The organism is Pseudoxanthomonas sp. LARHCG66 (genome assembly GCF_052871755.1).
In genome coordinates this window covers 1382775-1402244 of sequence record NZ_JBIXJW010000001.1, presented here as the reverse complement: position 1 = coordinate 1402244, position 19470 = coordinate 1382775, and the positions used below count along the sequence as shown (strand labels likewise).

General features: G+C 67.1%; 15 protein-coding genes. 9 read left to right on the top strand and 6 right to left on the bottom strand.

Annotated features, from left to right (window positions below):
- Positions 1-9 precede the first annotated feature (9 nt).
- Entirely contained in the window at positions 10-1029 is a 1020-nt protein-coding gene (locus ACIPRS_RS06625) for an OmpA family protein (RefSeq protein ID WP_446537942.1), read from the top strand.
- Between the two features lie 86 nt (positions 1030-1115).
- The gene (locus tag ACIPRS_RS06620; RefSeq protein ID WP_446537941.1) at positions 1116-2516 is read left to right on the top strand and encodes a sensor histidine kinase; all 1401 of its coding nucleotides are present in this window, start codon (positions 1116-1118) and stop codon (positions 2514-2516) included.
- Between the two features lie 87 nt (positions 2517-2603).
- On the opposite strand, the gene ACIPRS_RS06615 is transcribed toward ACIPRS_RS06620, so the two are convergent.
- Positions 2604-3362, bottom strand: coding sequence for an anti-sigma factor family protein (locus ACIPRS_RS06615; protein ID WP_446537940.1), 759 nt, complete (start codon positions 3360-3362; stop codon positions 2604-2606).
- The gene (locus tag ACIPRS_RS06610; RefSeq protein WP_446537939.1) at positions 3359-3883 is read right to left on the bottom strand and encodes a sigma-70 family RNA polymerase sigma factor; all 525 of its coding nucleotides are present in this window, start codon (positions 3881-3883) and stop codon (positions 3359-3361) included. The genes ACIPRS_RS06615 and ACIPRS_RS06610 overlap by 4 nt, the downstream gene beginning before the upstream one ends.
- Before the next feature lie 153 nt (positions 3884-4036).
- Between ACIPRS_RS06610 and ACIPRS_RS06605 the strand changes: the two genes are divergently transcribed.
- From ACIPRS_RS06605 to ACIPRS_RS06595, 3 genes are all read left to right on the top strand, one after another.
- The gene (locus ACIPRS_RS06605) at positions 4037-5119 is read left to right on the top strand and encodes a catalase family peroxidase (protein ID WP_446537938.1); all 1083 of its coding nucleotides are present in this window, start codon (positions 4037-4039) and stop codon (positions 5117-5119) included.
- Complete coding sequence (locus ACIPRS_RS06600; RefSeq protein WP_337730797.1) at positions 5116-5709, top strand: cytochrome b; 594 nt, start codon at positions 5116-5118, stop codon at positions 5707-5709. The genes ACIPRS_RS06605 and ACIPRS_RS06600 overlap by 4 nt, the downstream gene beginning before the upstream one ends.
- A 483-nt stretch (positions 5710-6192) precedes the next feature.
- The gene (locus ACIPRS_RS06595) at positions 6193-8319 is read left to right on the top strand and encodes a TonB-dependent receptor family protein (RefSeq protein WP_446537937.1); all 2127 of its coding nucleotides are present in this window, start codon (positions 6193-6195) and stop codon (positions 8317-8319) included.
- Between the two features lie 24 nt (positions 8320-8343).
- On the opposite strand, the gene ACIPRS_RS06590 is transcribed toward ACIPRS_RS06595, so the two are convergent.
- The gene (locus ACIPRS_RS06590; RefSeq protein ID WP_446537936.1) at positions 8344-9756 is read right to left on the bottom strand and encodes an ATP-binding protein; all 1413 of its coding nucleotides are present in this window, start codon (positions 9754-9756) and stop codon (positions 8344-8346) included.
- Positions 9753-10472 (bottom strand): response regulator, encoded by a 720-nt coding sequence (locus ACIPRS_RS06585; RefSeq protein WP_337730795.1) that lies wholly within the window; start codon positions 10470-10472, stop codon positions 9753-9755. Before ACIPRS_RS06585 ends, ACIPRS_RS06590 begins: the two co-directional genes overlap by 4 nt.
- 409 nt (positions 10473-10881) lie before the next feature.
- Between ACIPRS_RS06585 and ACIPRS_RS06580 the strand changes: the two genes are divergently transcribed.
- Together ACIPRS_RS06580 and ACIPRS_RS06575 are read left to right on the top strand one after the other, a co-directional pair.
- Entirely contained in the window at positions 10882-11241 is a 360-nt protein-coding gene (locus tag ACIPRS_RS06580) for a hypothetical protein (protein ID WP_446537935.1), read from the top strand.
- A 115-nt stretch (positions 11242-11356) separates the two neighbouring features.
- Positions 11357-12316, top strand: coding sequence for a hypothetical protein (locus ACIPRS_RS06575; protein WP_446537934.1), 960 nt, complete (start codon positions 11357-11359; stop codon positions 12314-12316).
- A gap of 38 nt (positions 12317-12354) precedes the next feature.
- On the opposite strand, the gene ACIPRS_RS06570 is transcribed toward ACIPRS_RS06575, so the two are convergent.
- The gene (locus tag ACIPRS_RS06570) at positions 12355-13191 is read right to left on the bottom strand and encodes a polysaccharide deacetylase family protein (protein WP_446537933.1); all 837 of its coding nucleotides are present in this window, start codon (positions 13189-13191) and stop codon (positions 12355-12357) included.
- 24 nt (positions 13192-13215) lie between these two features.
- Positions 13216-14682 (bottom strand): glycoside hydrolase family 30 protein, encoded by a 1467-nt coding sequence (locus tag ACIPRS_RS06565; protein WP_446537932.1) that lies wholly within the window; start codon positions 14680-14682, stop codon positions 13216-13218.
- A 352-nt stretch (positions 14683-15034) separates the two neighbouring features.
- Between ACIPRS_RS06565 and ACIPRS_RS06560 the strand changes: the two genes are divergently transcribed.
- Both ACIPRS_RS06560 and ACIPRS_RS06555 read left to right on the top strand, forming a co-directional pair.
- A complete protein-coding gene (locus tag ACIPRS_RS06560) occupies positions 15035-16045 on the top strand; it encodes a LacI family DNA-binding transcriptional regulator (protein ID WP_192200010.1) in 1011 nt (336 codons plus the stop codon).
- Between the two features lie 351 nt (positions 16046-16396).
- The gene (locus ACIPRS_RS06555; RefSeq protein WP_446537931.1) at positions 16397-19408 is read left to right on the top strand and encodes a TonB-dependent receptor; all 3012 of its coding nucleotides are present in this window, start codon (positions 16397-16399) and stop codon (positions 19406-19408) included.
- Positions 19409-19470 lie beyond the last annotated feature (62 nt).

Sequence of the window (19470 nt, the reverse complement as noted above, 5' to 3'; positions counted from 1 at the left end):
AAACACGACATGACCATCACCAAGCCCACCCTTCTCGCCGCCGCCGTCCTCGCCACCCTGGCCATCGGCGCCAGCGCGCAGCAGACCGTGCTCTCCCCGCAACGCGACCGGATCACCGACGAGGCCATCCACGCCGACCTGTCCGGCTACGAGCACACGCAGGGGCGCATCAAGGCGCTCAACGATGCCGGCCGCCCGGTGCGCGACTACCACCTGTCCAAGGCGCAGTGCTGGCTGGACGTGTCCTTCCACGAATACAGCCGCAACGACCGCAGCGACTTCCCGCAGGAAGCGCTGACCGAATCGGAGAAGCTCATCGTCGGCATGGAACAGGGCGTGTCACCGCTGCCGACCGACACCCCGCTGGTGAACGGTGCCGCACGCGTGCGCGAGGACCTGTGGCAACGCCTGCGTGCCATCCACGGCACGCCGGGCTTCGGCTGCGCGCAACAGGCCGTGGCCTGTGGCGAAGTGGAACTGGTGCACGCGGGCAACGAGTTCAACCAGCAGCAGTGGCGCCACGCCAAGCCCTACATCCAGATCGCCGAGGACTGGATCAGCGACGCCGAAGCCATGGCGCGCCAATGCGGCGCCGCTCCCGACGCACCCGCCGCAGTGCCCGCCGGCACCGCGCTGACCGTCAACGTGCTGTTCGAGTTCGACCGCTCCGGTCGCGACGACATCCGGGTCTACTCGCTGTGGAGCCTCGATCGCGAACTGGCCCGCCTGCCCAAGGAAGGACTGACGCTGACGGGCGTGGAACTGGTGGGCCACGCCGACCGTCTGCAGGGGCGCGGATTCGACTACAACCAGGCGCTCTCCGAACGGCGTGCCCAGACCGTGCAGGCCTTGCTCATGGAGCGCGGCATCGATCCGGCCATGATCGCGTACACCTTCAAGGGTGACGTGGAGCAGGTCCAGCAGTGCGACGGTGTGAAGCCCCAGGCGGCCCTGCGCGAATGCCTGATCCCCAATCGCCGCGTCGAAGTGCGGCTGCTCGTCCAGTCCGCCCGGGTCGACTCACAGTAACGCCTATACTTCACCCGTCTTCGTGGTTGGATGGAGTGGAGTGATGGGAAACCTGCGCGTCGTCCGGTCGTCCGGAGAGCGGATTCATGAGTGAGGGCGACATCCTCGTCGCCCGCGGGCGCCAGGGTATTCCGGCATCGCGTCTGGCCCGCCTGTGGCGCGCGCCCATGGCCTGGTGGCGCGATGTACCCATCGCCGACCCGGTCGACAGGCGCAATGCGCCGATGCTGCAACTGATCTCGTCGCTGCTGGCGGTGCTGCCTGCGCTGGCGTGGGCGTATCGCGCCTTTGCGGTCGATATCCCGTGGCGGCCGGGCGAATTGACCAGCATGGCGCTGAGCCTGTCGGTGTGCGCCGCCGCGGCCATCAGCTTCGCGCTGATCCGGCATGGACGTTTCGCGTGGGCTTCGCGGCTGTTGCTGGTGGTGTTCGCCGCCTCCGTGGTGCCTGCCTACCTGGCCACCGGGTTCGGTGCCCAACGCTTCGAGCAGCCCGTGCTGGTCATCTGGATGGCGATCGCGGGGCTCGTGGTGGGCAGGGCGGCGCTCTGGCTGATGTTCGCCTGCATCGTGGCCGCGTTCTTCCTGGGCATCTCGGTGGATGTGTCCCGCCAGGGCGATGCCGCCGCGCTGTACGGCGACGCCGCGTTCAGTGCCGCCATGTTCCTGATGATCGCCATCGTGCTCGACCGCAGTTCGGCCGCGTTGCGCCAGAGCCTGGGCGAAGCCACGGAGCGCGGGAACCAGCTGGCGGCGGCGAACCAGCGCCTGCTGCAGGAGATCAACGAACGCGAGCTCGCACAGGAGCAACTCATCCACGCGCGCAAGGTCGAGGCGGTGGGTCGACTGGCGGGAGGTGTGGCGCACGATTTCGGCAACATCATGGCCGTGATCAGCGGTTATGCGCGCAAGGGCCTCAGGGCGGGCCAGGTTGAAGACGGCAGGACATCATTCGAAGGCATCGAGGCGGCGGCGCGTCGGGCGACGCTGCTGACCCACAAGCTGATGACGTTCGCGCGCCAGGACGACTACGCGGAAGAGACCTTCGATGCCGCCAGCGCCCTGGCGGACGTCCAGTCCATGCTGCGCCAGTTGCTCAAGCCCGAGGTGGAACTGCGGTTCGCCCTGGGCGATGCCCCATCGCCGATCCGGATGGACAGGGACCGGTTCGAGCTCATGGTCCTCAACATCGCGGCCAACGCGGATCATGCAATGCCCCATGGCGGCGTCTTCTCCATCGGCGTCGCGCAAGGTGACGACGGTGGCAGCGTGCTGGAGTTCGCCGATACCGGCGCCGGCATGGGGGAAGAGGTGCTGGCGCGTGTCTTCGACCCCTTCTTCACCACCAAGCCAGCGGGCGAGGGCACCGGTCTTGGCCTTTCCGTCATCCGCGACCTGGTGACACGGGCAGGCGGTGCGATCACGGCACAGAGCCAGGTGGGCGTCGGGACCACGTTCAGGGTCGTACTCCCCGCAGCGGCAGGATGAAACGGCTGCCGGGGCGATCCCGGCAGGTGCTGGCCCCGGCCAGTGGGATCCGGGCCGGACGTCGCCCCTGAAAGCCGCGCAACGTCTTCACCCGTTGTCCAGCAGGCGGGGCAATCCGGAGGCCGCGGCGTCGGCTGCATTGCTGACCAGTGCGAAGCTGGTGTCGCGCACCGACCAATACCGCGCCAGCAGGTCGCCATCGCGGCGCTGGCCTTGGCCACGCAACTGGCCGCGCGGACGCAGGTAGAAGCCCACGCGTGCGCCCGATCCATCCTGATAGACCAGCATCGCGGCGGCGCCCTGTTCGGTGGAGAGCAATCGCCCGCCCATCAACCGGTAGCCGGCCGCGCGCAGGTCGGGCACCCGTCCCGCTTCGCCGAAATGGCGGTGCAGCCAGCGCTGCAGATCGTCGGCGCGGCTGGCATCGAACTCCATCGGCGGCGCATCGGCATCCACGTATTGGCGATACGCGGCGACGGCATCCGCCATCGGCAACGCGGCCTGCCCCGGCCGCATGTCGCGCGCCTGCCAACCCACGCCGCCGCCCACGCCGAAGGCCAGCAGCATCGCCGCCGCGATGCCCAGGCGGGCACGCCTGCGCGCGCCGAGACGGCGGCGCACCTGGGCCGGTTCCAGCGCCGCGTTCGAGCTCCAGTGCTCCGGGTGTGCATGCAGGGTGCGCAGCCGCTCGGCATCCTGCTTCCAGCCTTCCACCTGGACGGCATGCGCCGGGTGGGCGGTGAGCCAGGCTTCGATCTGGGCCCGGCGTGCAGGGGGGAGCCTGCCATCCACGTAGGCATGCAGCTCGCTGTCGTCGGGGGAGGGGTGCAGTGCATCGATGTTCATCGCAGGGCCCTCAGCACGGGAGCGGCAGGGTCGTTTTCGTCGTCCATCGCACGCAATGCCTGCCGCGCCCGCGACAGGCGCGACATCACCGTGCCGATGGGAATGCCAAGGACTTCGGCCGCTTCGCGATATGCCAGGCCCTCCACGCTCACCAGCATCAGCAGGGCACGCTGGTCCGCTGGCAGGCGGGTGAACGCGGACAGCGACGTGCGAGCGTCGAAGACCTGATCCGGCGTTGGCGGGCGATGCGCGTCTTCGGTGGCGAACAGGGATGCGATGCGCTTCCAGCGCGCCGCGCGCCGATGGTCGTCGACGAACTGGCGGTACAGCACCGAGAACAGCCAGGGCTGCAAGGCGGCTTCGTCGCGCCGGGTGTCGCCGCGGGTCAACGCGCGTTCCAGCGTGGCCTGCACCAGGTCGTCGGCCGCTGCGGGGTCGGTCGCCAGCGAGCGTGCGAACCGGCGCAGGCGCGGGATCAGCACGCGCAGGGTGTCATCATCCAGTGGCGGTGAAGCAGGCATGGGCGAGCACGCGGTGCGGGGTCCGGGGTGGGACGCATGGGCAGGCCGGATTATTCCGCATGGCCCGTGACGAGGGGGCGCGACACCCGCGGCAGCGGGAATAAATCGCGCCACGCGGCGTCCTACCGTCATCCCACGCTGCAGGAACTCCCCATGTCGAGCCCTCCCCCCGATCCGCTCCCGCCGACAACCTCCACCGCGCCGTGGCCGGCCCTGGTCGCCATCGCCACGCTCCTCCTGGTCCTGGCCGCGGCGTTCGCCTGGGTGGGAGGCTGGATCGGGAGGGATCGCCTGACAGCGCCGCGCCTGGTGGATGCCATCGAGGGCGGCAAGCCCTACCCCGGCTTCCGTCGCGCGCACAGCAAAGGCGTCTGCGTGGCCGGCTATTTCGAACCTTCAGCGCAAGCCGCGCAGCTGTCGCGTGCACGGGTGTTCCATCAGCCACGCACGGCGGTGCAGGGCCGGCTGTCGATCGGGGGCGCCGATCCGCATGCGCTCGATGCGCAGGCGCGGGTACGCAGCTTGGCGCTGTTGCTGAAGACCGACGATGGACAGGAGTGGCGCATGGCGATGAACAGCTTCCCCTTCTTCGCCGTGGCCACGCCGGCCGGATTCCACGCGCAGTTGCTGGCATCGCGTCCGGATCCGGCAACGGGCAAGCCGGATCCGGACAGGATGGCGGCGTTCCTTGCCGAGTATCCGGAGGCGAAGCGGTTCCAGGCGTGGGCGAAATCCGCCGCCTGGTCGAGCAGCTGGGCGAACACGGCCTACAACGGGGTCAACGCATTCCGCTTCATCGATGCCGCCGGACGCGAACGCTTCGTGCGCTGGTCGATGCAGCCACAGGCGCCCTTCGAACCCCTGGGCGATGCAGAACGCGAGCATGCCGATGCGGACTATCTGCATGAGGATCTCCAGGCGCGCCTGCAGCAGGGTCCGCTGCGCTGGAACCTGGTCGTCACCGAGGCGGCAGCCGGCGATCCGGTCGACGACCCATCGCAGGCCTGGCCCGAAGACCGTCCGCAGCACGTGGCCGGCGTCCTGGTGCTGGAGCGCAGCCAGCCGCAGGCCACCGGCCCGTGCCGCGACGTGAACTACGACCCGACGGTGGTGCCGGAAGGCATCGCGCTTTCCGGCGATCCGATCCTGGCGGCGCGCGCGGCGGCCTATGCGGTGTCGTTCAACCGTCGAGAGCGCGAGACCGCCCGGGGCGATGACGGGGAGGCCGCGCGATGAATCGCCACGGACATTTCGATGCGCTTGCCCGTCTGCTGCATTGGGGCATGGCCGTCCTGATCCTCTCGATGCTGTTCATCGGCGTGGGCATGGTCGCCTCGTTGGCGCTGCGCCCCGTGCTGATCGATCTGCACCGGCCGCTCGGCATCGCCATCCTGCTGCTGGCGCTGGTGCGGCTGTACCACCGTTGGCGCAGTCCGCCGCCTCCGCTGCCTGCGGACCTGCCACGTCCGCAGGTGATCGCCGCGAAGGCCTCGCACGGGCTGCTCTACGCGTTGATGCTGGCCATGCCGCTGCTGGGCTGGGCGACGGTGTCGGCAGGCGGTTATCCGGTGCAGATGGTCGGCACGCTGGCACTGCCTGCGCTCGTCCCGCACGACCCGACGCTCTACGCCTGGTTGCGCGGCGCGCATGGCGTGCTTGGTTACGCGCTGTTCGCACTGGTGATGGCGCACCTGGGCGCCGCCCTGTATCACGCCTGGGTACGTCGTGATGGCGTATTCGAAGCGATGGCGCGGAGTGGTGCGCCACGGACGGTGCCGGCACGGGATGCGACGGCGATGCGGGAATCCGATGTCGCGGAAGACTGAATTCCCGCGCGGCGCCGCCATCCGGAGGGCAGCGCAGGCCCGGGATTCATGACCAGCACGCGGGCGATGGCCCCGATACTTCGCATGCTCTCCGGAACAGCCGACCGGGCGTCACGTGTTGATGCCCGTGCGCGGCATGGCAGGTACAAGCCGGTGTCTGCCCTTGTGTGCGGATTGAACGGATGGATGAGACCGCTTGTTGCAGGAAGGCGTCGGGCTGTACGAAGATGTTCCGCGTGATCCTTCTCAAGCAGAAAGTGCGTCCGCAAGCGAGTCACTGACGTCTCATGCGCGGATGAATGTCGGAACACGCGACGGCCTGCCAGATTCATCCGGTTGCAGGCCTACCAATCCCTGGTGGATGGTCAGCAGCGACAGGATGGGCTGAACGTACGTATTCCGCGCCTGGAACTGGCGGAGCGGACTTTTCGCTGGCCTGTGCTCCGCGCCATCGCCCCGCCTTCCGGTCCATGCATGCAAGCGATGTCGCGAATCCGTTGGAAAACCGGCACCCTGCTGCTGATCCCGTGCGCCGCCGCGATGGCGGCGGATGAGCAGCGGGTGGCTGCAGAGACGCTTGACCGCATCGTGGTCACCGCCACGCGCCTCGAATCGGTGGATGCCTTCGACGTGCCGGCCTCCGTCAATACCGTGGTGTTGGGCGATGGTGGTGCGCGACCTCTTTCCGCATTGTCGGAAGTGCTGGACGGCATCCCCGGATTGCGTGCGCGTGAACGGCAGAATCTGGCGCAGGACACGCAGCTTTCGATCCGCGGCTTCGGCGCGCGCTCCACCTTCGGCGTGCGCGGACTGCGCCTGTACGCCGATGGCGTGCCCGCGACCATGCCCGACGGGCAGGGCCAGGTATCCCATTTCAACATGCAGGGCGCGGATCGCGTGGAAGTGCTGCGTGGTCCGTTCTCCGCCTTGCATGGCAACTCTTCAGGCGGCGTGATCCAACTGTGGAGCGACATTCCCGGGGAGGGTCATGAGGCCCGGGTGCAGGCAGGCGCGGGCAGCCACGGCAACCGCGTGCTGGGTGCACGGGTGCGCGGTGCCGGCGATGTGGCGGGTTACAGCGTGGCGGCGTCGATGCTGGAGACGGACGGCTACCGCGCGCATAGCGCCGCGCGCCGCGAATCGCTGAATGCGAAAGTCCGGTTGAAGCCCGGCCGTGCCACGCTGGACCTGGTCCTCAACCATTTCGACGCGCCCGACGCCAAGGACCCCCTCGGCCTCACGCGTGCGCAGGCATGGCAGGATCCGCGCCAGGCAACGTCGGTGGCGACCCAGTTCGACACGCGCAAATCCGTCCGGCAGGACCAGTTGGGCACCGTGTACGAATGGCCTTTCGCCAGCGGACACCTGCTGCGGGCGATGGCCTATGGTGGACGCCGCGACGTCGAGCAGTATCTCGCGTTGCCGGGCGCGGCGCAGGCCAATCCCCTCAACGCCGGCGGCGTGATCGATCTCGACAACGACTACGGCGGAGCCGACCTGCGCTGGTCATGGACGGGTGAGCTTGCCGGGCGTGCGTTCGAGGTCAGCGCAGGCGCGAATGCCGATCGGCAGCGCCAGCATCGTCGCGGCTACGAGAATTTCGTCGGCCCGGCGCTGGGCGTGCGGGGCGCGTTGCGTCGCGACGAGCGCAACCAGGTGTGGAATGTCGACCAGTACGCGCAAGCCTGGTGGCAGTTCGCATCCCGCTGGTCCGTGCTGGTCGGCGCGCGCCACAGCCGCATCGCATTCCGCTCGCGGGATGCCTACATCACGGCTACCAATCCCGACGATAGTGGCCAGGTGACGTACGAGCGCACCATGCCGGTGGCGGGGCTGGTGTACGCGCCCATCGATGCGCTGCGGTTGTACGCATCGACCGGGCGCGGCTTCGAGACGCCGACGTTCAACGAGATCGGCTATCGCGCCGATGGCGGGGCCGGGCTGGCGTTCGATCTGCGACCGGCGATCAGCCGGAACATGGAGCTGGGGATGAAGTGGCGTGGCGGGCAGGGCGCCCGCATCGACGCTGCGCTGTTCCGCGCCGATACGGACGACGAGCTGGCGGTCGCACGCAACGTGGGTGGCCGGAGCAGCTACCGCAACGCCGGCGCTGCACGGCGCCAGGGCGTGGAACTGCAGGCGGGTCTGCAGCTGCACGCCGCCTGGCAGCTGCAGCTGGCCTACACGTGGCTGGACGCGACGTTCCGCGACGGCTTCCCCATCTGCACCTCGAGCGGTTGCACCACGCCGGGAGTGCAGGTCGCGGCAGGCACGCGCATCCCCGGGGTCGCCCGGCAGCAGGCATCGGTGCGCCTGGGCTGGCAGGGCGAGCAATGGAGCGCGGCCGCCCAGCTGCTGGGCGTCGGCGCCGTCACGGTGAACGATACCGGCAACGAACGCGCCCCCGGCCATGGCCTGCTGAACCTCGAACTCGCGCGCGATTGGCCGGCGGGCACCGGGCGCCTGCAGGGCTTCGCCCGCATCGACAACGCGCTGGACCGTTTCCATATCGGTTCCGTCATCGTCAACGAAGGCAACGGCCGCTTCTACGAGCCCGGGGCCGGGCGCACGTTCACCGTGGGGCTGCGCTGGCATTGGGCGGACCGCTGACGGCGCATCGGTCTCCTGGCGCGCCTACGCCGATCGATGGGGAAGATGGACACTGGCGCGCAGGCCCCCGTCGCGGCGGTTCGACAGCGTCACATCGCCACCGTGGGCGAGCACGGTGGATTTCACGGATGCCAGGCCCAGCCCGATGCCGCCCGTGCTGCGGTTGCGTGAGGCATCCCCGCGCACGAAGGGCATGAACAACTGCTCTTCCTGCGTGGGATCGATGCCGGGCCCCTCATCGTCCACCTGCAGGCGATAACCTTCCGGCTCCGCCGTCAGCGTGAGCTGCGCGCGTTGTCCGTACTTGAGCGCGTTGTCGACCAGGTTGGCGACCATGCGCCGCAGCGACAACGGGTCGCCTTTCATCGGCGCGGGCGGGCCGTCCGCAAGCTGCACGTCGTGCCCGGTATCGCGCAGGTTGTCGACCACGCTTTCCACCAGCAGGCGAAGATCGAGTGATTCGTGCGCGCGCAGGCGATTCTGGTCGTGGATGAACTCCAGCGTGGCATCGATCATCTGCGACATCTCGTTGATGTCGGCGGATGCCTTGCCGCGCGCATCGGGAGGCAGCGCATCCAGCCGGAACGCCAACCGTGCGAGTGGTGTGCGCAGGTCATGGGCGATGGCGCCCGCCATCTCGCTGCGTTCTTTCAGCAGGCGGTTCAGTCGCGCCTGCATGGCGTTGAAGGCGGTGGCGGCGCTGGCGATCTCGCTGGGACCCGTGAGGGGGAGGGGCGGAGCATCGGCGTCACGGCCCATCCGGTTGGCAGCACGCGTGAACTGGTGGATCGGTGACGCCAGCGCACGCGAGAACCACCATGCCAGCGGCGTCAGCGCCAGCACGCCCGCGAGGAACAGGGTGCCCAGCCTTGCGATGAAGGCAGCACGATTGCGCGTGTTCTCGACGACCCGCCAGCGCCCGTCAGCCTGACGGTAGGCCGCCACGAAATCGCCGCGAAGGGGAGCGTCGGGGTGCCAGTTGGGCGGGAACGGCGGCGGTCCGCCTTTCACGTCGACGGCTCCCTGCGCTCGTCCTTCCCCCGGCATGCCTCCGGGCGGGGGGACGGGAAGTGCTGACGCAGGCGGCGCGGGAAACGGCGCGAGCGAGAAGGGTGGCCGGGGGCCTTGCAGGTGGAAGAAGCGCACCCGTTCCACTTCGCTGCCCAGCCATTGGGCGAGCAGTGCGGAGAACAGCGGCGAGGCACGGTAGCGCGCAGCGTCGGGCGACGGCGCCTGGTCGGCGTAGGAGACCTGCAGGTCGGGGCTGGTTGCGGGCATGCGCGAAGACAGCAACGCCGTCAGCTCGCTCAAGGCGATGCCATCCGCGGGCGGCCGGTACAGCAGTACCGCCATGCCGACGGTATACGCGACCACCAGCGCGACAAGCAGGAGGAGGAATGTCCGTGCGAAAAGCGGCAGGCGCCGACGGTTCGTCATCGGCGCACGACGGAAGGCAGCAGCATGTAGCCCTCGTTGCGCACGGTGCGGATCATTTCCGTGCCGCCACGCTCGTTGAGCTTTCGGCGCAGCCGACTGACCTGGCTGTCGATGGCCCGGTCGTATACGTCCACGTTGTGGCCGCGCGCGTAGTCCAGCAACTGGTCACGGCTGAGCACGCGCTGCGGATGTTCGATGAAGGTGCGCAGCAGCGCGAACTCGCCATCGGAAAGATTGATGTAGGTGCCCGCAGGATCGCGCAGTTCACGGCGGGCCACATCCAGGCTCCAGCCATCGAAACCGAAGACGGTAGCGCCGTTCGGGCCGGTACCGCCATCGCCGGCGGGAGACCGACGGCGCAGAAGCGCGCGCACGCGGGCCAGCAGTTCGCGCGGATTGCACGGTTTGGCGAGGTAATCATCGGCGCCGACTTCCAGGCCGATGATGCGGTCGGTATCCGTGCCGAGCGCGCTGAGCATGATCACCGGAGGGCCGGACTCGCTGGCCAACCGGCGTGCGGCAACCAAGCCATCCTCGCCCGGCATCATCACGTCCAACACGATCAGGTCGGGTCGCCGCCGCGCAATGGCATCCCGCATCGCGGCCGTATCGCCCACCTCGTCCACGCGATAACCGTGCTCGCGCAGGAAGCCGCCGATCAGCGTGCGCAGTTCGGGGTCGTCGTCGACCACCAGGATGTGGGAGCTCAGGTCCATGGCGCGGGAGGGGGTGCAGCGTCCGTGAGAAGTATGCGTCATTCCCCGGTCCTCCCCGACACAGGGGAAAAGAGCCGCCATGAGGGATGGCGGCAGGGGATTTCCAGGGGAGAGTACAAGGTTGGTCTGTCGCCAACGCCACCGCAGGGTGCAACGCGTTCTTCGCGCCGGTATGTCGTCGTGTGTCGCGACGTGGCACTGCCCCCGGCACGAGGTGACACACGACGACATAGGCAAGCGACACGGCGCGTCCATCCTCACCACTCCCCGCCGCCGATGTTCGCCCATGCCATCCGTTCCGCCTTGCAGGGCCATGTGGCGGCGGCCGCAGTTCCATGCGTGCGACGGATTCATCCGCTGCGGAGCCTGCAGACACCATGCCCGCCAACCCCCTTCTCAAGGAGCTTCCTTGTTGCTCGCCACGCCCTCCCGCGCCGCCCTGTTGAGCTTGCTGGCCTTCGGGCTCGCCGCCTGCTGCTCGCCGCCGCATCTGCATCGTCCACCGCCGCCTGTACCTTTCGGTCACGACGGACCGCCACATCATCCGCATGCGGATGGGTATAGCGCGCCGCCGATGCCGGATCCGGAGCTCAGGGACGCGATCGCGCGCTGCGCCGACGAGCTCGACCTGCCGTTTCCTGCCGCGGATGCCTCGCATGAACCGCCCCTGCTTGATCCGGAGCAGCACGACCTGCTGGACGCATGCCTGGAAGACCAAGGGTATCCACCACCCCCGCCGACAAAGGGTCACTGGGACGACCCGGTTTGATCCTGCCGCCGCATAGGCTGTCCGGCTTGCCCCGGACAGCACCGCGTGAGCTCCTGCATTGACTGGCGCAACCGCGACAGGTCCGCGACCGCGCGCCGCAGGCCACGAGTGGCAGGTGCCGGCCGATGCCAAGGACCGCCTGATTGCGTGCCTGGTGAGCGTCATCGTCCTGGCGCTGACCGCACGCGTGCTGATGCTGCACCGCCCTGTCGTGCGTGCGGAGGTATCCGAATCCACGCTGCAGATACGCTTCATTGCACGCGCGACCGTGACACGGGCCCCGCGCACGTCAGCGCGTCCGTTCCGCCCGGACCAGGACGAGCAGGGCCTGCCGTCGGCGCTGCGCAGGACTGCGTCACCGGCCACGGCCTCCGTGCGGGTCCATGCGGACCAACGCGTCCCACTCGTGCTGTACGGACGTGATGGACGCTTGCTTCTGCCGGAAGATGCGGCAGGGCGCGCCGTGCCGGTGCGGCCGCCACCGGGCGCGGGAGAAGGTGTGGCGCGCAACAACGCGCCGGGTCCCTTCGATCGTCGCAATCCCGTTGATTACCGGGAGACCCGGTTCGACAAGGCCTGGCTCGGGAAAGGCACTGCCGGGGACAGCCTGCTGGAGAACGCGCACGGAACCGTCACCGGCACGGTGGTCATTCCGTTGGGCACGCGCGATCAGCCCGCACGCGCGCGCCCACCACCTGAGGTCCGCTTCAATCCCGCATACCACGAGCGAGTGGCGGATCTCGGCAGCGAAGCAACAGGAGACGCCTACAAGGCGGCGCCCATCGCGTCCGAACCGGCTCCTGGCCTGGAAGGGGCCGCGAGCCGCGCGATCAGGGCGCAATTGGCGGCACTCGGTGCGGATTTTCCGCATTGCCGGAAGTCGCTGTATGCAGAACTGCTGCGGCCCATCCAGCAGCACCTGTCGCAGTTGGAGCGCGTGGAGCATGCGTTCGCGAACGGAGCCGACCCGACGCGCGTGGAACACCTGTTGCCACGGGAGGCCGACATGGCCTACAACCTGGCGCGCCGCGCCGCTTGGCATGCGCGCGCGATGTTGTCGTCGTGCCCGCGCTGAACGGGATGCCCCGTCGAGCGTTTATCGCAGGCGGAAGTTCATGGCGTGGCGGCGCGCGTGCTGCCGGATCGCGACGCATGCGCAGGCGATGGGCGTTCCATTGCGACGTGACGCATGATGTCGATGAAGGGCGCCACCCAGTACACATCCGGATGGGCAGCCAGGTGCCGCAGCAACGCTTCGTGTGCGTTGTTGGAGACGGCGAGGTGGTCGCCGCCGATGCCATGGAAGGTGAAGTTGACCATCGTGCCCCGTCGCGCCGCCTCTTCGACGCGTGCGATCAGCGCTTCGCCGGTCACCTCGACCGGAACGTCCACCGGCACCGCCATCGGATCGAGTGTCGCCATGTCCGCGACCACGCCACCCTGCCCCAGCTTGATCGCCACGAATGCCGATGCGACGGCATCGACATAGTTTCCGTCGCGCGCCTGCGTATCACCGCAGGGCACGGTCATGGTCCGTTCGTGCCGGCCATCCAGTGCGGTCAGCATGACATTCGCCAGCAGCACCTGGTCGCGCATCTGCGCTACGGTGACGCTGTCGAGATCGCGGTGTGCCTCCACCCAGTCGCGATCAGGCCGGGCGCCCGAGCATTGGTGGAACAGGCTGTGGTTCCCGAGCTCATGGCCGTTGCGTGCGGCGGCCACCCACTCCTGTTGCCGCGTACGCAGCGTGTCGGAGGACAGCGTCAGGTAGAACGTGCCCTTCAGGCCGTGGCGGTCGAGTGCGGGGATCGCATTGTCCAGCTGCGACGGGACCGCATCGTCGTAGGCCAGGCTCACGGCAGCACGACGTCCGTCCGGCCATGCGAAAGCATCCGCAGCGGAGGTGGGTGCGCCCGGCAGCAGCAACAACAGGACAAGCAACGGACGCATGTCGGACTCCCCGCAGCGGTGTGGTCAGTTCACCAGTGTCTGGATTGCGCGTGCCGGGATGGTGACCATCGCCGACGCCTGGCCCACGTAGAAGTTGTACGTGATTTCCTTGTCGGTGGGATTCATCACCACCGTGGCCAGTTGCCCGTCCGGATTGACGAAGGCGGTCGCGAGCAGCGTGCTGCGGCTGGTGGCAGCGCTGACGCGGCGCGCCTGCGGGCGGATGAACTTCGAGAAATGGCCGATGTAGTAGTAGCTGGGCGTGTAGATGAGCTCCCCCGTGCGGGTGTCCGCATGCAGCGGGGCGAAGCAGTAGTTGCCCACGTGGTTGGGGCCACCCTTCTCGTCCAGCAGCATGTTCCAGTCGGTCCAGCCGACGGCGCCGTTGTTGAGATCGTGGATCATCGAAGTCCCGTAGCGTTCGGCATTCGGCCAGTGCTGGTAGCGCGCGGGGTCGAACTTCTCGACCGCCGCCTCGGTCAGCAGCACCGGCTTGTCGGGAAACGCCTGCGTCACTGCCGCCACATTGCGGTACATCGGGTCGAAGCCCGCCCACGTCTCGTACCAGTGGAAACCGAGGCCCCAGGCGTACTTCGCCGCCTCCGGGTCGCCGAGGATCACCTGGGCGCGGTACAGCATCATGTCGCGGTTGTGGTCCCACACGATGATCTTCTTGTCGGCATAGCCGGCCGCGTGCATGGTCGGGCCGAGGTGCTGCTTGAGGAAATCCCGCTCTTCCTCGGCCGTGTACAGCATCGATTCCCAGGTCTGCGTGGCCATCGGCTCGTTCTGCACGGTGATGCCCCAGATCGGCACCCCTTCCTTCTCGTAGGCCTGGATGAACCTGACGAAATAGTTCGCCCATGCCTGCCGGTACTCGGGCAGCAGCGCGCCGCCGCGCAGCATGTGGTTGTTCGTCTTCATGAAGGCGGGCGCGCTCCACGGGCTGGCGAACAAGGGCAGCTTGCCGCCGGAGGCCGCGATGGCCTGCTTGATCATCGGCAGGCGAGCCTGGCGGTCATGATCGATCGAGAACGTCTCCAGCGCCTTGTCGCCTTCCTTGATGTATGTGTAGCTGGCCGAGCTGAAGTCGGAGCTGTGGATGGTGGTGCGCGCCAACGAATAGCCGATGCCTTCCCGCGTGTCGTAGTAGGCACGCATGAACTCGGCCTGTTTCGCGGGCGGGAGCGTGGCGTAGACCTCGGCGGTCGAGTCGGTGATGGCGCCGCCGATGCCCAGCAATGACTGGAACCGCACGGCGGGATCCACGAAGACCGATGTCTCCACTTCCGTCAGCGTGTGCCCCGGCTTGAGCACGGCGGTGCCCGTCTCGCTGAGACGCTGGCGGGAGTCCTGGGCGGTCGTGTAGATGGTCACCTTGGAGGCGGGTTGCATGGAGGTCTCCCGGGGTCCGGCGGCACCTGCGCCCGCCATTCCGGCAGCCATGGCAACGCCGAGCGTGACGGCGGAGAACAATCGGATGGAATGCATGTCGGTGCCTCTTGGAGAAGAGTGCAGCCGGGCGCCCCGCTGGACGGCATCGGATGCACGGTAGTTGACAGCGCTGTCATAGCGTTGCTACATCTTGCTGTCAACCGATTGTGCGTCGGTTGCCGGAAAGACGGGATGCATGGCGCATTCCTTGTGTGCGGGCATCGGATGTGTGTTGCCATGCAGCAACGGTTTGCGCGCGATCGTCGGCAGCCGCTGGTTTCCACCCGTGAGGTTTGTGGCACGTCGTACCTGCTGCGGGTCGCACCGTGCGGTATCCAAGCGGCGGGCATCGCTGTCAGAATCCGGCGTCGTGCCGGGAGGGTGGGCGGAGTGGATCAGGAGCATCCCAATGCGTAGTCGGATCGAAGACGTGGCCGCGGTGGCAGGCGTGTCCATGAAGACCGTGTCGCGCGTGCTCAACAACGAGCCGAACGTCCGCGAAGAAATGCGCCAGCGGGTCATGAAGGCTGTCGACCAGCTGCAGTACCGTCCCAACCTGTCGGCGCGCAGCCTGGCCGGGCAGCGTTCGTATGTCATCGCGCTGGTCTACAACAACCCGTCGCGCAACTACCTGATGGAGATCCAGAGCGGCATGCTGGATGCCTGTCGCGACAACCACTACAACCTGGTGCTGGCGCCCGTCGGTGCACCGAAGCAGCGCAAGGCCGACGACCTGAAGGTGGTGTTCGAGCACTTCGCGCCGGACGGCGTGGTGCTGATTCCTCCGCTGACGGACGACCCGGTGGTGCTGGAATTCCTCGAACAGCACGAGGTGCCGTTCGCGTGCATCGCGCCCAAGCACCCGGACGATCGCATCGGCGTGATGATGGACGAGACCGCCGCCGTGCGCGAACTCATCGCAGGGCTGGTGGCACAGGGCCATCGCCGCATCGGCCATATCAAGGGCCCGCCTGCGCATGGCGCCTGCCAGTGGCGTTACAAGGGCTACAAGGACGCGTTGCGTGCGTCGGGCCTGGAGTACGACGCGGATCTGGTGGTGCAGGGCGCCTTCTCGTTCGAGTCCGGCATCGAGGCCGGCAATCGGCTGCTCGACCTGCGCCGGCCACCGACCGCCATCTTCGCGGCCAACGACGACATGGCCGCTGGCGTCATCCGTGCGGCCTGCGAGCGCGGGCTGGCGGTACCGCGCGACATCTCGGTGTGCGGCTTCGATGACACGCCCATCGCGCGCCACATCTATCCTGCGCTGACGACGGTGCGTCAGCCCACGTCGGAAATGGGCAGGCTGGCCACGCTGCAGCTGCTGGCGCGCATCCGCACGGCGGACGCGGGGAGCATGGTGCACGTCGAACATGAAGTGCTGTTCCGCGAATCGACACAGCCACCCGCGCGCCGCTGAAGAGGGCGCGTTCCTCATTTGCATCGGCCCTGGATTCCAGTGGCGCTACGCGCGTCCGGAAGGATGGATGCCGCGCGCGCATTCCATACCAATAGAAAACCTTCCGTGTGGTTGTGCAGGAATTTTTTCAGTTTTCCTGCGGCGACACGCAGGAAAGAAAACGGTTTCAGCTGCGACGCAGCATGAATAATAGTGCTTGAAACAAGCCTTTTTCTTCAAATCACTTGTCGAATCACAGAAAGTTGACAACGCTGTCAATCGCGCGTCCAATTCGGCCCAACGTGAAAGGGGACAGGGGCCTCGAGCACACACACCAACGCCATTCGTGAATTTCCGGAGAGGGGAAAGTCCATGAAGCAAGTGCAATCCGTTCCAAGGAAGCGGGTGCTTACATCCGCATTGTTGCTCGCACTCGCAGGGCCCGCGTGGGCCCAGCAGGTCGAGACCCAGGGCAATGCCGATCCGGCGCCCGCAACCACCGGTGAGGTGGATCCCGCCACGCTGGACACCGTCGTGGTCAAGGGCATCCGCGCGAGCCTGGAATCGTCGATGAACCTCAAGCGCGATGCGCAGGGCGTCGTCGATGGCATCGTCGCCGAGGACATCGGCAAGTTCCCCGATACCAACCTGGCTGAATCGCTCCAGCGCATCAGTGGTGTGTCGATCGATCGCACGTCCAGCGGCGAAGGCTCCAAGGTCACCGTGCGCGGCATGGGCCCGGATTACAACCTGGTGCTGCTCAATGGTCGCCAGATGCCGGCGTCCAACCTGGGCAGCGGTGGAGCGGGATCCTCGACGTCGCGCTCGTTCGACTTCGCCAACCTGGCCAGCGAATCGGTGTCCGAGATCCGCGTCTTCAAGACCGGTCGCGCCGACAATCCGACCGGTGGCATCGGCGCCACCATCGACGTGCGGACGGCGCGCCCGCTGCAGGCCGAACCGGTCGCCACGTTCGGCCTGAAAGCGGTCAACGACAGCTCCAACGGCAACCTGCCGAAGACCATGCAGGGCAACGATTTCACGGGCGAGATGTCGGGCATCTTCAGCCAGACCTATGCCGATGGCCGTTTCGGCATCGCGCTCAGCGGCAGCTACCAGGAACGTGATTCCGGCTTCAACCAGGCGTCGGTGGCCGATGGCTGGCTGACGTTCTACGGCGACAACTCGAACAGCTGGCAGCGCCTGCCGCTGCCCGGCGAGACGTACTACGACCGCATCGACAATCGACCGGGGCCGGACGATGTCTACGCGCGTCCGCAGAACACCGGCTACAGCGTCAACGGCGTGCAGCGCCAGCGCACCAACGGCCAGGTGACGTTGCAGTGGGCGCCGACCGACAACGTGACGACCACCCTGGACTACAACTACATCGAGAACAAGGTGCAGCAGCAGCGCAGCGAGCTGTCGGTGTGGTTCAACTACGGTCCGGGCGACAGTTCATGGACCGATGGTCCGGTTGCCGCGCCGATCATCTACTCCGAAGACATGACCAACGCCGACCTTTCGATGGGCGGCATGCAGCTGGCGACCAAGACCACCGGCGATTCGTTGGGCTTCAACGTCGAGTGGGAAGTCACCGACAACCTCAACCTCGAGTTCGATTACCACAATTCCACCTCCGAATCGAAGCCGGACAGTCCGCTCGGATCGGCTGGCGTGCTCGGCGTGGCTGCGTATGTGCGTGGCACCACCACCGTCGACTACAGCGGCGAGATCCCGATCGTCAACGTGCAGTTGCCGCCCGGCCAGACCGAAGTGCTTGCATCGCAGGCGCTGGTGACCGGTTCGGTGTTCCAGAACAGCTACAACAAGTCCGAGGTCGAACAGCTGCAGGCCAAGGGTCGCTTCGAGTTCGGTGACTACTCCGGGCTGGACTTCGGCGTGTCGGCCATCGATGTGCAGAATCGCTCCGCGTCGTCCGTGATGCAGCGCGATACCTGGGGTGGCGTCGGCACGCCGGCGGACTATGACGACAGCATCTGGTACGTCGATCACATGTCGCGTTACTTCGAGGCCTTCGGCAACCACAACAACCCGAACTGGACTGATGCGTTCCTGGTGTTCGACTTCGAGCGCCTGCGGAGCCGTGCGGGTGAGGTCGTGGGGCCGGGGCCGAACTTTGATCCCGCGTGCCCGACGTGCTACCAGATGCCGACCGAGTTCACCGACGACATGCGTACGACGGAGAAGTCGAAGAGTGCCTATGTGCAGTGGACGACGATGTTCGACTGGTCCATGCCGCTGCACGTGGCGCTGGGTGTCCGCTACGAGAAGACGGAAGTCGTCTCCACTGCACTGGAGCGCGTCGGCGAAACCATCACCTGGGTGGCCGCCAACGAACTTTATGTGGACTACGCGGGCGAGCGCGCCTTCGCGCGGCGCGAGGGAGACTACGATTACTTCCTGCCTAATCTGGACCTGAAGCTGGATCTCAGCGACAGCATGGTGCTGCGCGGCAGCTACAGCCAGACCATCGGCCGTCCCGGCTGGGGCGCCATCCGTGGTGGTCAGCAGCTGGCCAACGTCGTCCGCATCACCGGCGGTGACGGCAGCCGCGGTGATCCGGCGCTGGAGCCGCTCCTGTCTGACAACTTCGATCTGTCGTTCGAGTGGTACTACAGTCCTGGGAGTTACTTCTCCGTGGGCTACTTCCGCAAGGACATCGACAATTTCATCAGCGACACGATAGTTCGTGAAGAGCCTTTCGCGCTCCACACGCCGGTGGGTGGCACGTACTGGAACAACGCACTGGCGGCTGGCTGCCTGCCGACGGATGGCGATTGCATCCGTACCTACATCTTCACCAATCACGCAAACGATCCTGGCGTCGATGTTGCGAGAGGTCGTATTACCGGTCAGCCTGGCGACCCCATCGCCGGGTTCAACATCACCGTTCCAGCCAACCAGCGGTCGGACACGCTCGATGGTTTCGAGATCAACGTCCAGCACCTGTTCGGCGACAGCGGCTTCGGCCTGGCGGCGAACTACACCAAGGTGGATTCGGGCCTGACTTTCGACAACACCGACCTGGGCGACCAGTATCCGCTGGTCGGCCTGAGCGATTCGGCCAACCTGGTGGCGTTCTACGACAAGGGACCGTGGCAGGTCCGCGCGGCGTACAACTGGCGCGACGAGTTCTTCAACGGTGTCGGCGGGCAGGGCAACAACCCGAACTACGTCGAAGAGTACGGCCAGTTCGACATGAACGTGAGCTATCAGGTGACGCCACAGCTGACGATCAGCTTGGAAGGCATCAACCTCACCGACGAGACGATGCGTACCCACGCCCGTCACGAGAACATGGTGCGGTTCGCCACCCAGACCGGCCCGCGCTACATGTTCGGCCTGCGGTACAAGTTCTGACCGCAGCGGTGCGATCCAGGGACGGAGTCGTCGGCAGGTCCGGCGGCTCCGTCTTTCTTTGC